The organism is Endozoicomonas sp. PH6C (assembly GCF_059322965.1).
This window is the reverse complement of the sequence record NZ_CP185342.1, coordinates 1,516,147-1,531,682: the sequence shown is the minus strand read 5'-3', so window position 1 is coordinate 1,531,682 and position 15,536 is coordinate 1,516,147. Positions and strand designations below refer to the sequence as shown.

Annotated in this window: 12 protein-coding genes; 8 read left to right on the top strand and 4 right to left on the bottom strand. The window is 49.7% G+C overall.

Features of this window, described 5'->3' with window-relative positions:
• The first annotated feature begins 43 nt into the window (after positions 1-43).
• The 7 genes from ACOMG9_RS06055 (at position 44) to ACOMG9_RS06025 (ending at position 9,057) form a co-directional block, all read left to right on the top strand.
• Positions 44-1,375 carry a DEAD/DEAH box helicase gene (locus ACOMG9_RS06055; RefSeq protein WP_448216183.1) on the top strand — a complete coding sequence of 444 codons (1,332 nt, stop codon included), beginning with the start codon at positions 44-46 and terminating at the stop codon, positions 1,373-1,375.
• A 150-nt stretch (positions 1,376-1,525) separates the two neighbouring features.
• A complete protein-coding gene (locus ACOMG9_RS06050; protein WP_494529945.1) occupies positions 1,526-2,047 on the top strand; it encodes a hypothetical protein in 522 nt (173 codons plus the stop codon).
• Between the two features lie 105 nt (positions 2,048-2,152).
• On the top strand, positions 2,153-3,466 hold the full coding sequence (locus ACOMG9_RS06045; protein WP_494529944.1) for a DEAD/DEAH box helicase: 1,314 nt from the start codon (positions 2,153-2,155) through the stop codon (positions 3,464-3,466).
• A 90-nt stretch (positions 3,467-3,556) separates the two neighbouring features.
• Positions 3,557-3,958: an SMI1/KNR4 family protein gene (locus tag ACOMG9_RS06040; protein ID WP_422408832.1), complete on the top strand. Its 402-nt coding sequence runs from the start codon at positions 3,557-3,559 to the stop codon at positions 3,956-3,958.
• 189 nt (positions 3,959-4,147) lie between these two features.
• Positions 4,148-5,137 (top strand): oxygen-dependent tRNA uridine(34) hydroxylase TrhO, encoded by a 990-nt coding sequence (trhO, locus tag ACOMG9_RS06035; RefSeq protein WP_422132819.1) that lies wholly within the window; start codon positions 4,148-4,150, stop codon positions 5,135-5,137.
• Positions 5,138-5,608: 471 nt separating this feature from the next.
• Entirely contained in the window at positions 5,609-7,105 is a 1,497-nt protein-coding gene (locus ACOMG9_RS06030) for a C2H2-type zinc finger protein (RefSeq protein ID WP_448216180.1), read from the top strand.
• 368 nt (positions 7,106-7,473) lie between these two features.
• Entirely contained in the window at positions 7,474-9,057 is a 1,584-nt protein-coding gene (locus ACOMG9_RS06025) for a C2H2-type zinc finger protein (RefSeq protein WP_448216179.1), read from the top strand.
• 45 nt (positions 9,058-9,102) lie between these two features.
• Here ACOMG9_RS06025 and ACOMG9_RS06020 read toward each other — a convergent pair whose 3' ends face one another.
• Positions 9,103-9,717, bottom strand: a complete 615-nt coding sequence (locus tag ACOMG9_RS06020) for a hypothetical protein (RefSeq protein ID WP_448216178.1) — start codon at positions 9,715-9,717, stop codon at positions 9,103-9,105.
• A 67-nt stretch (positions 9,718-9,784) separates the two neighbouring features.
• The gene (locus ACOMG9_RS06015; protein WP_422132815.1) at positions 9,785-10,243 is read right to left on the bottom strand and encodes an Lrp/AsnC family transcriptional regulator; all 459 of its coding nucleotides are present in this window, start codon (positions 10,241-10,243) and stop codon (positions 9,785-9,787) included.
• Between the two features lie 145 nt (positions 10,244-10,388).
• Between ACOMG9_RS06015 and ACOMG9_RS06010 the strand changes: the two genes are divergently transcribed.
• Positions 10,389-11,300 carry a DMT family transporter gene (locus ACOMG9_RS06010; RefSeq protein WP_422132814.1) on the top strand — a complete coding sequence of 304 codons (912 nt, stop codon included), beginning with the start codon at positions 10,389-10,391 and terminating at the stop codon, positions 11,298-11,300.
• A 56-nt stretch (positions 11,301-11,356) separates the two neighbouring features.
• Here the strand turns inward: ACOMG9_RS06010 and ACOMG9_RS06005 are convergent, their stop codons facing one another.
• Both ACOMG9_RS06005 and ACOMG9_RS06000 read right to left on the bottom strand, forming a co-directional pair.
• The gene (locus tag ACOMG9_RS06005) at positions 11,357-11,836 is read right to left on the bottom strand and encodes an FKBP-type peptidyl-prolyl cis-trans isomerase (protein ID WP_422132813.1); all 480 of its coding nucleotides are present in this window, start codon (positions 11,834-11,836) and stop codon (positions 11,357-11,359) included.
• Positions 11,837-11,929: 93 nt separating this feature from the next.
• Entirely contained in the window at positions 11,930-15,535 is a 3,606-nt protein-coding gene (locus ACOMG9_RS06000; RefSeq protein ID WP_494529943.1) for a hypothetical protein, read from the bottom strand.
• Position 15,536: the final 1 nt, after the last annotated feature.

Below are 15,536 nucleotides of genomic sequence, written 5' to 3'. Positions count from 1 at the left end.
CCCACCGAGCTGATTCGGTGGGAATTCTCATAAGGAGTATCGCTTGCTTTTTTCTGACCTGGCTCTGCACGAACGGCTGCAAAAAGCCCTGACTGAAAGAAATTTCAGCGAGGCCACCCCCGTCCAGGTGGCAGTGATTCCCAGAGCGCTGGATGGCAAAGATCTGCTGGTCAGCTCCGAAACCGGCAGTGGCAAGACGGCGGCATTCCTGCTGCCTGCCCTGAATCATTTCGAGAACACTCCAGCCCCCCGCTCCGGCACCCGAATGCTGATTCTGGTGCCCACCCGGGAGCTGGCCCGACAGATTCTGAAAGAGACGGAAGCCCTGGCCCGTTTTACCCAGATCAAAGCCGGACTGATTACCGGTGGCGACCCGTTTCGTCACCAGGTCAATACATTGAGAAAGAATCCGGAAATTCTGATCGCCACGCCGGGCCGTCTGCTTGAGCATATGGAGAACAACAATACCGACTTTAATGATCTGGAATACCTGATTCTGGATGAGGCTGACCGTATGCTGGATTTTGGTTTCAGTCCAGACATGCTGAAAATTGCCTCTGAATGTCGTCAGGATCGACAAACCATGCTGTTCTCTGCCACCCTGCAACAAAAAGGGATGGGTGTACTGATTGACTTGGTTTTGCGAGAACCTGAAACCCTGACCTTAAATACGGCCAGAGAAAAGCATGAGAACATCCACCAGCAGATCGTACTGAGCGATGATCAAAAGCATAAGGAAAAGCTGACTCGCTGGCTGTTGGAAAACGAGCCTTTCGAGAAAGCCATTGTTTTCACCAATACCCGTAACCTGGCTGACCAGCTGTGCGGTTTCCTTCGCTACAGTGACCTGAAAGCCGGTGTTCTGCATGGTGAGATGGATCACCAGGAACGAAAAAAGATGATGGCCATGCTGGCTTCAGGCCAGATCAATATTCTGGTGGCTACCGATGTCGCAGCCAGAGGTCTGGATATCAAAGGGATTGAGCTGGTCATTAATTTCGATATGGCTCGCAATGGCGATGACTATGTTCACCGCGTCGGCCGCACTGGACGAGCCGGTGAAAAAGGTCTGGCCATCTCCCTGATTGGCCCCAACGAATGGAACCTGATGTCAGGCATAGAGCGTTATCTGAAAACACGCTTTGAAAAACGCTCAATCAAGGAGCTGAGAGGCAGCTGGAAAGGCCCTAAAAAGCTGAAGGCTTCGGGAAAAGCCGTCGGCAGCAAGAAAAAGAAGGTCTCCGACAAGACTAATGCTGGAAAAACACGGCAGCGCAACAAAAAGAACCTGGGTAAGCGCCGTAAACCCGCCAGTCAGGACACCACTGAATCGGTTGATGCCGGTTTTGAGCCTTTAAAACGCAAGAAAAACTAATCCTTCCTGAACCGTTATGAGAGCGGGTTTTCTCAGACTTTAGTCTAGAAAAAACCGCTTTAACCTCAACAAATCCCTTCCTACTGAGAACTTAACTGCACATTCCTTGTCTAATAACAATATAAGCCATTAAAAAATTGGAGGAAGGGAATGAAAAATCTAATAAAAATTAAGCTATTCAGCGTGCTTGTTTGCCTGGCCAGCTTCGTCAATGCCGGAAACTTATGTAACCTGCCCTCAGGGAACTACTCGGGCATGTCTAAAGTTACGCTTGATCGCTCGACCGACAAGGTGGAACAGTTTCAAGTGGAACTGAAAATCGGCTCCGACAATAACAGCTTCGGCTATATCAAGCTGTATGAGCTGGATATGGACTCTTCAGGCACACTCCATCATAACCTGATCAAAAATGAGTATTTCACGTTGAGTGATTGCAGCTCTGGCGCAACTTACAAGCTGAAAGGCCCTGAGATCGAGGGTTTTCTCAAGGTGATGAACATTAATCAGAGCCTGGGAGAAATCACCATCACAGGGGCTATCAATACTTATGAAGAAGGTCTTTATGGCGTGGCTCAATGGCTCTATGACAGTGCCGGATCAATGATTGGATCCGAAGGTAAGTACGAGATAGATTTTCGCAGACTGCCCTTGCGCCTGCGCAAGCAGATCTGAGTTGCACTCCCGCTCCAGTGAGAGCGGGTAAACCCCAATGCACAACGCCAAAGACTGCTGTACAATCCTCTGCCCATTTCATGTCTTAGAGGTCTGCAGATCAAAATGACTGATTTTTCATCCCTTGGTTTGTGTAAACCTCTCCTTCAGGCAGTCACCGAACAGGGTTATAAAAAAGCCTCCCCGATTCAGGCCAAAGCTATTCCTATGGTTCTGACCGGCCGCGATGTCATGGCATCCGCCCAGACCGGAACGGGCAAAACAGCTGGCTTCACCTTGCCGCTGCTGCACCGTCTGTCAGAAATGCGGACGCTCAAGAACCATCCTGTTCGCGCCCTGATCCTGGTACCTACCCGCGAGCTGGCTATTCAGGTTGGCGAAAGCGTCGTTCGCTATGGTTCAAACCTCTCTCTTCGCTCAGCAGTCGCATACGGCGGTGTTGATATAGAGCCTCAGGTGGCAGCGCTTCAGGCTGGAGTGGATGTGCTGACGGCAACACCGGGGCGACTGCTGGACCTGATCCGGAAACAACATGTGACCCTGGACCACCTGAAAATCCTGGTTCTGGATGAAGCCGACAGAATGTTGGACCTCGGCTTTAAAAATGAGCTGGATCAGATTCTTGAGGTTCTGCCCGCCAAACGTCAGAATCTGCTTTTCTCTGCAACCTTCTCCAAGCAGATCAGGGCGCTGGCCCATGAGTTCCAGCGTCATCCGGTCAAAATTGAAATAGAGAATCCAAACTCTGCTGCCAGCACAGTCAAACAGTCGGTCTATCCTGTGGATCAACAGGATAAACCGGAAATCCTCAGCTATATCATTGAAGGTGGCAAGTGGGAGCAGGTACTGGTTTTCGTGCGCACCAAAAAAGCCGCCGAAAAAGTTGCCGACCTGCTCTCTGACGAAGGTATCAGCGCCACGGCACTGCACAGTGACAAGAGCCAGCCTGTTCGCAGCAGAACGCTGGTTGAGTTTCAGGCGGGTGCTTACCGGGTTCTGGTAGCCACTGATGTTGCTTCCAGAGGGCTGGATATGGATCAGTTGCCACTGGTGGTAAACTACGACCTGCCTAAAGTGCCGCAGGATTATGTGCACCGTATTGGTCGAACCGGTCGTGCTGGCAGCCCGGGGCGAGCAATCTCCCTGATGAACCCGGAAGAGAAAAAACTGCTGGAAGCCATTCGTAAGCTTATTAACAAGCCCCTGAACGTTGAGCCAGTGCCTTATTTTGAGGACGGTGTTAAGGTTACTTTGAGTGACGAGGCGCCCTCCAAAAAGTCTGGCAAGCCGCGCTCAACTTCAGCTCATCCGGGAAAAAAGCCTGCTGGTAATAAAAACAGGCCAGCATTCAAATCAGGCTCCGGCAACACTCGAAAAAAACCTTCCCAATCTGGCAGACCGGTCAAAGGTCGCAGATAATCAGGAAAACCGGCTCCATTGAGCCTCATGACAGCCCCTTATCCATGAGGGGCTTTTCTACCGCCACAGCCCCAGTCACAGGTTATCGCTATGGAAGATGTCATTGATGAACTCCGGGAAGGTGCCGTCGAGGTACCTACACCATTGGAGCTTCCTGACGAAGATGAGATCATCGAAGCTGAAGAGCAGCTGCTGCTTCCGATTCCTTCCGACTTCCGGGAGTTTCTGCTGCAAGTCAGTGACCTTGTTTATGGCTCCATGGAACCCGTTACCATTAAAGACCCCTGCTCTCACACCTACCTGCCTGAAGTTGCGGCCATCGCCTGGGACCAGGGAATGCCCAGAGATCTGCTGCCGCTCTGTGAGCATAATGGCGACTTTTATTGCGTGTCTGCGGAAGGTGAAGTAGGCCTTTGGACAGCAGGCGACCTCTCGGAAACCACCTGGCCTTCGGTCTGGCACTGGGCTAAAGATGTCTGGCTGCAAAGCTAGTTTATGTAATAAAACCAGACCAACCAACAGAGTGTGTGTGAGTATTAACTGCACTGGCAGCCGGTGCTTTCTCTTTGCTATGCTTATCGGCTGGTCTGATTCCTGACCAGAAAGTTAGTCGTCTTTCGCCTGAAGGAGGCTGTAACACACTGCACCGGATTTACGCTCCGGCCAGCAACAGGACCCTATATGTCAATCGTCGTTTGTGCGCTCTATAAATTTGTTACTCTGGATAACTTTGAAACCATTAAGCCTGAACTTCTGAAAGTCATGGAGGGCCATGGCGTTCATGGCACTCTGCTGCTTGCCCGGGAAGGTATTAATGGCACCGTTGCCGGTACCCGAAATGCCATAGACCAGCTCCTGGTCTGGCTGAAAAGCGACCCCCGTCTCGCTGAAATTGAGTATAAGTTATCCTACACCGAGGCGATGCCTTTCAAACGTACCAAGGTCAAACTCAAGAAAGAGATCGTCACCATGGGTGTGGAAGGTATTGATCCCAACCATGTTGTCGGAACCTATGTCGATGCCAAGTCATGGAACGATTTGATCAATGATCCGGAAGTTCTGGTGGTTGATACCCGCAACGATTATGAAGTCCAGGTAGGCACCTTCAAAAATGCGATCAATCCCAACACTGAGACCTTCAGGGAGTTTCCTGAATACGTCAGGGATCACCTCAACCCCGGGCAACACAAGAAAATTGCCATGTTCTGCACTGGTGGCATTCGCTGCGAAAAGTCGACGGCCTATCTGAAAGAACAGGGTTTTGAAGAGGTCTACCACCTGAAAGGCGGGATTCTCAAATACCTGGAAGAAATACCCCAGGAAGAATCCACCTGGGAAGGCGAATGCTTTGTTTTTGATGATCGTGTCACCGTCAATCATCAGCTTGAAAAAGGTCAGTACGATCAATGCAACGCTTGTCGTCTTCCTATAACCGTTCAGGACCAGCTCAGCGAACACTTTGAACAGGGCGTCAGTTGCCCTCACTGCTATGACAGGCACACACCGGATCAGAAGCAACGTTTCCGTGAACGTGAACACCAGATTCAGCTGGCAAGACGACGTGGAGAAGCTCACCTCGGAGGTGAGGTCGGCAATACCGTTTTGAATCGAAGAAAAGCCAAACAGGCTTTTCGTGAACAACAACGCGCTCTGGCAGCCACAAAGCAGTAATACCAATCAAACTTTCTAACTCCCAATTGCGCTGAAGATTTGAGCCTTAATCCTGCGTTGGCGATCGTCGCCATAGCTAAGGCTCAAATCTCCATGCTCACAAGAAATACCAGCCACCTCCCAACAGCATCACAAACAGGATGGCCCATCGATCTGCATCATGCCCCTGCGTCAAGGTATGCTCAACGGCCCTTTTAAAAACACACTTATCTTCTTGATCTATCCTTCCTATCGGTAAACCAGAGCAAGGATAGAATTATTAAATACTTACTCTTTACAGCACTGCTATTACTGTCATTGTCTGTCGTCTTTCAGGCCGAGCCGTCGGGAAGAGATTTTATTGTCAGGCCTGCACAGAATACAGATAATCCAAACCCGTGCTTTTCTATAAAACGAGACCGAACGGTCCGACCAGGCAGCCATTTTTTTTGGGTACCTGACGAAGTGGTTGTCGGATTTGCGATCACTACTGTGCTATTTAACTCTGGGCATGACCCATCACAATACCGGCCATCAACATCATCATCCGGCCAACAAACCTCACCAGCCACCAGCCACTCCGGGGGCTCTTTTACCAGCCCACTGAACACTGATAATGACGACGGTAACGGAGACCCTCAACAACACCTGCATACTTTCGATTTAAACTGTTATACCTCTCCCTGCCATGGCCTTTGTCAACGGCGACCATTACCCGACAGCACCGAGCCAGGGCAATGGTTGCCGAATTTTGAAGAGAGTTGGACAGACCAGACAGAAGCAACACACGAACAAGACTCATACTCCCATTTAGCCGATGACTGTTTTATTTGTATGGGTCATCTTGATTTTCCAGAGGCCCAACTCCCCCAATACAATGCGCCTATCGAAACACTGGCCGAACCGGGCATTCAGCCCCAGGGTACTTCTGGCCTTTCTGCCACCGCTGATGGTTTTGCTGTCATTAATGACTCGTTCACTGTCCCGGGCCCTCCCGAAGCGGTCGGGATTTCCATTGCTCTTATCCAGAGAGGCACGTTACAAGCCCGGAAAGAGGATAAAACCAGACAAAAAACCTGCGACGCACCCCTGGTCGGGGCGGATGGCCACACGAAAGCCCTGTCAAATCACAAAAGGAAAGATGACAGCGAAGCTCAAACCTGTCCTGAGTGCCAGAAGACCCTGTCAGACGCGAAGGCCCTTTCGAGTCACAAAAGGCAATATCATAGTGGAGAGAAAACCTGTTCTAAGTGTCTAAAGACCTTGCGCAACACTCAAGCCCTGCGGGATCACAGAAAAAAAAATCACAGCGGAGTAAAAACCTGCCCCCAGTGCCAGAAGACCCTGCCAAACACGAAAGCCCTGTGGATTCACAAAAGAAAAGATCACACCGGAGTGCAAACCTGCCCTGACTGCCAGAGGACCCTGTCAAACACTCAATCCCTCGCGGATCACAAAAGTCACTATCACACCGGAGTGCAAACCTGCCCTCTGTGTCAGAAGGCCCTGCCAAACTCGAGAGCCCTGTCGGTTCACAAAAAAAAAGATCACACCGGAGTGCAAACCTGCCCTGAGTGCCAGAAGACTTTGCCAAACGCGAAAGCCCTATCGTATCATAAAAGAAAAGATCACAGCCCAGTGCGAATCTGCCCTGAGTGCCAGAAGCCCCTGCGAAACGCTCAAGCCCTGTTGGATCACAAAAGAAAAGATCACAGCGGAGTGCAAACCTGCCCTGAATGCCAGAAGACCCTGCCAAATGCTCAAGCCTTGTCGTATCACAAAAAATGTCATACTGGAGTGCAAACCTGCCCTGAGTGCCAGAAGACCCTGCCAAATGCAAAAGCCCTGTCGAATCACAAAAGCAAAGTACACACCGGAGTGCAAACCTGCCCTGAGTGCCAGAAGACCCTGCCAAACGCGAAAGCTCTGACGTATCACAAAAGTCAACACCGGAAACGAAAGCTTGATGACTCAAAGTCAAGTGATTGATTTGTGCTTGTCATTGGATCACCTAAACACAACCAGAATGCCCCATCGGTCTGCATCATGCCCCTGCGTTAAGGTATGCTCAACGGCCCTTTTAAAAACACACTTATCTTCTTGATCTATCCTTCCTATCTGTAAACCAGAACAAGGATAGAATTATTAAATACTTACTCTTTACAGTACTGCTATTACTATCATTGTCTGTCTTCTTTCTTGCCGAGCCGTCGGAAAGAGATTTTATTTTCAAGCCTGCACACAATACAGATAATCCAAACCCGTGCTTTTCTATAAAACGAGACCGACCGGCCCGGCCAGGCAGCCAATTTTTTTGGATACCTGTCGAAGTGGTTGTCGGATTTGCGATCACTACTGTGCTATTTAACTCTGGGCATGACCCATCACAATACCGGCCATCAACATCATCATCCGGCCAACAAACCTCATCAGTCACCAGCCACTCCGGGGACTCTTTTACCAGCCCGCTGAACACTGATAATGACGACGGTAACGGAGGCCCTCAACAACACCTGCATACTTTGGATTTAAACTGTTATACCTCTCCCTGCCATGGCCTTTGTCAACTGCGACCATCACCCGACAGCATCGAGCCAGGGCAATGGCTGCTGAATTTTGAAGAGAGTTGGACAGGCAAGACAGAAGCAACACACGAACAAGACTCATACTCCCATTTAGCCGATGGCGACTGTTTTATTTGTATGGGTCAATTTGAGTCTCTGGAGACCTTACTCCCCCAACACAATGTGCCTTTCGAAATACTGGCCGATCCGGGCATTCAGCCCCAGGGTGCTTCTGGCCTGTCTACCACCACTGATGGTTTTGCTGTCATTAATGACTCGTTCACTGTCCCGGGCCCTCCCGAAGCAGTCGGGATTTCCATTGCACTTACCCAGGGAAGCACAGTACAAGCCCGAAAAGACGACAAAACCAGACAAAAAACCTGCAATGCCCCCCTGGTCGGAGCGGATGGCCACACGAAACCCCTGTCAAATCACAAAAGGAAAGATGATACCGGAGCTCGAACCTGTCCTGAGAGTCAGAGAACCCTGTCAGACGCAAAGTCCCTTGCGAGTCACAAAAGGCAATATCATACTGGAGAGAGAACCTGTTCTGAGTGTCTAAAGACCTTGCGCAACAATCAAGCCCTGTGGGATCACAGAAAAAAAAGTCACAGCGGAGTGAAAACCTGCCCCCATTGCCAGAAGACGCTGCCAAACTCGAAAGCCCTGTCGGATCACAAAAGAAAAGATCACAGCGGAGTGCAAACCTGCCCTGACTGCCAAAGGACCCTGCCAAACGCTCAATCCCTCTCGGAACACAAAAGTCACTATCACACCGGAGTGCAAACCTGCCCTCAGTGTCAGAAGACCCTGCCAAACACGAGAGCCTTGTCGGATCACAAAAGGAAAGATCACACCGGAGTGCAAAGCTGCCCTGAGTGCCAGAAGACCCTGCCAAACGCGAAAGCCCTGTCGGATCATAAAAGAAAAGATCACAGCGGTGTGCGAACCTGCCCTGAGTGCCAGAAGACCCTGCGAAACGCTCAAGCCCTGTCGGATCACAAAAGGAAAGATCACAGCGGAGTGCAAACCTGCCCTGAATGCCAGAAGACCTTGCCAAATGCTCAAGCCCTGTCGCATCACAAAAGGCGTTATCACACCGGAGTGCAGACCTGCCCTGAGTGCCAGAAGGCCCTGCCAAATGCAAAAGCCCTGTCGAATCACAAAAGGCGTTATCACACCGGAGTGCGGACCTGCCCTGAGTGCCAGAAGACCCTGCCAAACTCTCAAGCCCTGTGGGCTCACAAAAGCAAAGATCACACCGGAGTGCAAACCTGCCCTGAGTGCCAGAAGACCCTGCCAAACGCGAAAGCCCTGACGGAACACAAAAGTCAACACCGGAAACGAAAGCTTGGCGACTCAAAGTCAAGCGATTGATTTGTGCTTGTCGTTGGCTCACCCGGGAGGCAAAGTCGGCTGTCTTCAGGCAAAATATCGAATCACTATCTCAACATTGAGCCGACCCTTATTATATTGGTGCACCAGCAACATACAAAAGGCCAGTGTTATCAACGGAAGAAGCCGCTTTTTCTCTTCACTTAAGAAATACCAGCCACCTCCCAACAGCATCACAGCCAGAATGGCCCAATGGCCAACCTCATGCTTCTGCGGCATGGTGTGGAACAGCACCACAAAACAACCCACAATATTGAACAAAATCCAGAGTGGCGAGAGCATCCCGATACTGCCCAGTATTGGAAACCTGATCAATGCTCCACCGGTCCATGTTTTTGGCTGGATATCGGACGACAAATGCAGCGCAATCCCCATTGCCAGACCGCCTGCAACGAAGGGCAGATCAAGCATCAAGGGCAATACCGCCAGAAGGCACGAATGAGTAATTCCTGAACGGTGACTCAGCCCTGGTAAAGCCAGATCAATATCCGGCAATCGAATACCGGTAATCAGTCCACTCAGGAACAGCAGTGCTGATTCAAACCGGACGATGGCCTGAAAATAATCGGGAAAATAATGCCGCCCTGCCAGAACAGAAGCCGCCAGCAGACAACCCGCTAACGGAGAAGTGATGTGTCGCATACAACCGGAACAACTAAAGATATGAGGGTGAAACCAGTCTAGTACATGATTTCGATGAGTCTCATAGTCAACCCAATGGCAGGTAAGTGGTATTTTTCAGCTTCTCCATAGCAAAGGAAGAGGTCACTTCACTGAGTCCGGTCACACTGTTTACCAGTCGCTTATAGAATACGTCAAAGGCTGCCATATCCCTGACCAGCACTTTCATCATATAGTCGTACTCTCCAGCCATCCGGAAGAACTCAATCACTTCGGCAAAGTCACTGACTTCCGAGACAAAAGCCTCATACCATTCATTGCTGTGATTTTGGGTTTTGATATTCACAAAAGCAGTGAGGTGTAAACCCAGTTTTTCACTGTCCAGCAGCGCCACCCGCTGAGTGATATAGCCCTCTTCTTCCAGCCTTTTCAACCGCTTCCAGCAGGGTGAGACGGTTAACCCTACCCTGTCGGCAATATCAGCCACTGGAATGGATGCATCCCGCTGAAGGCAGTCAAGAATCAGTTTATCCTTTTTATCAAGCATAATAGAGAATTATTTTTCCCAAAACTTTTTAAATCATGACGACTTTGACAACATTTTTCCAGCTTTGTCATTTAAACTTTTCATCATAGGTAATAATTAGCAACAACTGTTTTTCAGCCATTGAACGTATTACGAGGATGTTGGCATGAGCACAAAGACCCGGGTCAGCCTTTTGTTTGTTACTGTCTGCTTCATTTGGGGGACGACATGGCTGGCTATGGAACTGGCTGTTGCTACTATTCCGCCCATTACCGCTACCGGCATTCGTTTTGCTGTTGCAGCACCCCTGATTCTTCTGCTGGCCAGATTGAAAGGCGTTACGATCTGGTTCCCAAAGAATAAAAGTCTGGAGTTTTTCCTGATCAGTCTGTTTTACTTTGCCATCCCCTTTACCCTGATGATTTTTGGCGAACAATATATTTCATCGGGACTGGCGTCTATCATCTTCGCCAATATGCCGGTCGTCGTTCTGATCTTTTCGGTATTACTCCAGCGCCATAAGGTGGCTATGCACCAGCTGGCGGGTCTGGTCATAGCCCTGGGCAGCCTGGTGACTATTATTGGTAACGAAATGTCGGTCAACAGTAACGGCAGCCTGATGGGTGTGATTGCACTGGTCGTTGCCGTGCTCATGCATGCCCTGATTTACACCAGTGTCCAGACTCGTTGTGAGGGTATTCATGTGCTGACCTACAATGCCCTCCCCTGTCTGATGGCAGCGGTATTTCTGATGATTACGGGCTACTTCATGGAAACGCCGGATATAAACAGTTTCTCGGCGCTCTCACTCAGCGCAGTGATCTATCTGGGTTCCGTAGCAGGGATTGGCGGCATTATGGCTTACTTCCAGTTAAACAAACTGGCCAGCCCATTCCAGGCTTCCATCTGTTTTCTGATCTTCCCGGTGATTGCACTCTGTCTGGACAGCCTGTTGAACGGAACAATGCTCAGCCATGAGTCTCTGTTCCTGACTCTGTTCCTGATGCTCGGTGTATTTTTGACCAAATTGCCAGAAAAAACTTTCAGAAAAAACAAGATCTTGTTCAAAAGAAGCTAATGCTTTTTACCGTCATAAAAAAAACCGGGCTATTCACCCGGTTTTTTATGACTGATTCAATGCTCGTGACCACCGGGTCCATGTACATGACCATGATCCAGCTCTTCTTCTGTCGCATCACGAACTTCAACCACCTCAACGGCAAAGTTCAGGTCTTCCCCTGCCAGATGATGGTTGGCATCAATCACAACTTCATCGCCTTCAATGGCCGTAATGGTGACAATGCGTGGGCCGATAGCTGTATCTGCATGGAACTGCATACCTACTTCTACGTCGTGTTCACCAAACTGGGCACGGGGAATGGGCTGCACCAGACTTTCATCGTATTCGCCATAGGCTTGCGCAGCTTCTACAGAGACGTCCAGCTTGTCACCCGCCGTTTTTCCTTCCAGAGCACTTTCCAGACCGGCGATAATATTACCCGCACCGTGCAGATAGGCCAGAGGGTCATGACCTTCGGAACTGTCCAGAACTTCACCCCCGGCATTTTTCAGGGTGTAGTGGATCAGCGCGACTGTTTTGTCGGTAATGTTCATGAATTGAAATTCTCTGGAATGAATGAAAATGAAAGAACAGAATACCTGTCTGTCTGAAAAACGAACAGTTCTTTTTCCGGTTAAAATCACCCTCTATTCAGACATCATCCCGGAACGTGCTGACTCTGCCAACTCAAGGTGAAGCTGTGCCCTGTTTTCTCCCTCTTTGCCTGCCTGTTGCAACAACTCAACCGCTCTGGCCGGATTGGAAACCTTACCTTCAACACCGTAAAGGTAACGTATACCGAGCTGGTAGAGTTCGTCCGGCCTGACATCGTATAATCCTTTGTGTTTCATTCGCTTTTCCAGAGCATGAATACTCTTTTCAACCCTGGCAGTAGGATGTATGAAAATCTTCCGACCGTTTTCTATTCTGTTAGCCAGAATAGTTTTTGCTACTCTCCCTTTGACTCCCTCTCCCTGTGCAGCTATTCCCTCAAGCTGGTTCAGGGCTTTGTAGAAAGCAGAAGGTTTATGAACATGGGTCAACAAATCTCCGGCTTCAGCCAGCAACGCATAAGGCTCCCGTTCTTCACAGAGTTGCTTCTGAAGCGCTATCGCTGCAGGGTATTTTTTCCTGGCAGCAAGCGATAACCTGCGGGCCGACTCAATACTCCGATGCTCTTTCTCGTCCTCGCTCATCTGATCCGGCCTGATGGCATGGAGCCCGTCTCTTAAAACGACACTTGCATAGTAATTCAGTCTGGAATCTTCCGGCTTCTTCTTGAGTGCTTCTGCCAACACTTCATAAGCTTCTTTGATCAGCCCTGCCTGCGAAGCGGAAAGAGCCAAAGCTACAGGATCAATCTGTGAGCGGAAGGGCTGTTTCAGTATGGCTTGGGCCAGAGGCGGGGTAACAGGCCACTGAAGGCTCCTGAATAACAGGATGCCCCGACCAGCTGTACCCGGATACTGAAAAAATAATCCAGCTAATGTTTTCAAATAGCTGAAGGACAGTTGATCCCCACCCTTCGACCTCTCTATCCAGGGTTGAAGCTGCAACGTTTTCAGCAGACGCTCAGCCCGATCAGATCCGACCTGTCGACAATAGCTCTCCAGTGTTGAGAGAGCCTGCAGATCGCCCATATTGATCTTATGTATAAAATCTTTGTCGTCTGTTAAAGCATCACCCCAACAGACACCGGTGTAATGATGCAGCAAAACCGGAAGAGAGAGCTTTTCGCCCCGAACAGCCTCTTGCGGTGCTTTCATGATCGGAATGGGGTAACTCAGTGGACCAATACCCAATGAAATACAGAGCTGTTCGTCGGCCACATTCATACCCTTGAACGAAACCCAACCGGCTGCACCGATCAGACCACTTCTGAACCATTGATCCCATGAAGACCATTGTGTCCAGGCGGATTTATCCACATCCTTTTCATCCAGATCGAAAGAGAGAAACTCGGCTGTTTTCAGGTCCACCAGCCCCTTCTCCACCTTTACTTTGACTGACGCCTTCAGCTTTCTGCCCTTAAGAAAACCTGTGGGTATGTTTTGTCGGATAGCTTGGGGAAGCTGCTCGAAATCCTCGATAAGGTCATCACCACTCAAAAAAACATCGTTGAGATAAACGTATCCAGTGCCTTCTTCATCCAGCTTTGTAGTCAGGTTTCCAACCTTGACAGAGCCGGCTCTGACGCCATCGATACTGATATTTCCTGGAGTGACTGCCGTAATCGCTGAAGATTGCCTTAAATCCCCTTCTTTGAACTTCGTATTAGAGACCTCACACTGATCCACAGCCACATTGCCCCTGACTGGAACAGAAAACTTGCTGGCCTGAGTCTTAACGGCCACCAGCCCCTCACCTGATAAGTGTGTTTTACCGACACTGAACTTGAGTTCAGCATCTCCTTTTTCACTGTCTTTGAGATGAGCAGAGAGCTTCTGTATCTGCCCACCCAGGTTTTGGGGCAGCTCAATGCGGGTATCACGCCAATGAATCGAGGATGGCTGGCCATGGGTATCAACGATCAGCCGGTTTGTTTCAATTTCGGTTTGAACCTGCCCCTGATGCAGAGCCCTTGCAAGCTTTAAATCTTCACCTCTGACATCAGCATGACAATTAACACTGTTACCAGAATCCGCTCCCAGCTTCTGATTGAGCCTCAGCCCGGCTGAAAAGGTTTTTGCACGACCGCTAAAATCTGTTGCACCTCCATCCAGTTTGCCCTCCATATGAACCTTATTCAGATCCAGATGCGCTTGTGCTGCTCCGCTATTTTCCAGCTCCAGATGGCCCGCATCGAGTTCCAGATCGAAATCTCCAGACCCACTTTGAACTTTTTCTTTTGATAACTGCGCCTTCAACTGCAGATTAAGGTCGCTGGCTCTGGCCCTGAGACCGGAGGACTGTTTTTCCAGTTCAGAGACCCAGTCAAAATCTTCCTCTTTATCAGAGGTTATTAAATCCATAGGCTTGAGCTTTTTCTCGCGGGCAATACCATACAGGGCATCCGAAAGCCCTCCTGTATCCACTTCCATGGTTTTCACACTGACGGCCAGCCTTCTCTCCGTCTCACCCTGTGTGCACTCAAAAGGCTTGAGTTCACTAGCCACCTTAAGTCCTTCCACCCTGCTCAGTGGATGAGGCAGACCTTTTCTGGCTATCTCAAGATCATGAACCATCAGATCAAATGGATGCTCGAGCAGAGAAAACATCTTGCTGATGCTTTCTTTCACCCCGATACTTAACCCCCCTGTAAATGCAAACAGGGCTGCCGGGTCCGGTTCATCCAGAGAAGCCTTTATTTTTCCAATGGTGACCCCTGTCCGGTTAAGCTCGAAGAAGGTGCCTTTCTGCCTGCGAATACGGTGAAGTGCCCTGAAAAAGCCTGCAATGCCCTTTCCACTAATATAGGCATTAATTCCTGCTACCACTCTGCCCTGAATACTGACATCCATATCCTTGATTTTGATATCCATCTTAAGGGGAGGCTGACCGGGCACATCAACATTAACAGAGCCCTTAACATCCAGGGTAATTTTGGGGTAGGTCTGGCCCGTGTCCGAATCCAACAGCTCCACTTTGTGGACCCTTAACTCAACATGCTTCAAAGTGGCTTTGCCACCTCCCAGTGACAGTTCGTCCAGATGAACAGTATGCTCCTTTAACTCTCCTCTATGCATAGCTTTGAAAGATCGCAACAGCCTGAGGTAACTACGAATCTCATTATCCCTGGCCACTCTTGCCTGCTTTTTCTGTTTACGCAACAGCATCTGCTTTTTTTTCAGAATCCGGCGTTCATCAAGCGTTTTCTTTAAAGGCTTGCTGTGTATCGCCTCCCTGACCCTTTTCAACTGTTTGTTCAGTTGTCTGACGACGGCCGCCCTGCGAAAGCTGACTTTTGACCGAACTTTTTTCAAGTCCAGCACCCAGATTATGACCGAAGCCAATAGTCTCTCGAACACGCTTGATCTAATTTTTGGCATGGCGGGAAAGGCTGCTTCCGAGGTTGCAGGTATATCATCAATCTGAATCAGTGGCTGGGCATCGACCACTCTGGGGTGTCGGGAATCCAGACTTTGAGGAGCAGTGTGCCATCCTTCCTGCGGGAACGTTAATCCTTCCTCTCCATCCGCAACAGAAACATCTCGAAAGCCTGATGAAACGGTGTTTTTTGATGAAGGCTCATCCGGCAAATGAGGAGGCACAGGTGGCAACACTGAACCGGATGATGACACTTTGGATGGCATG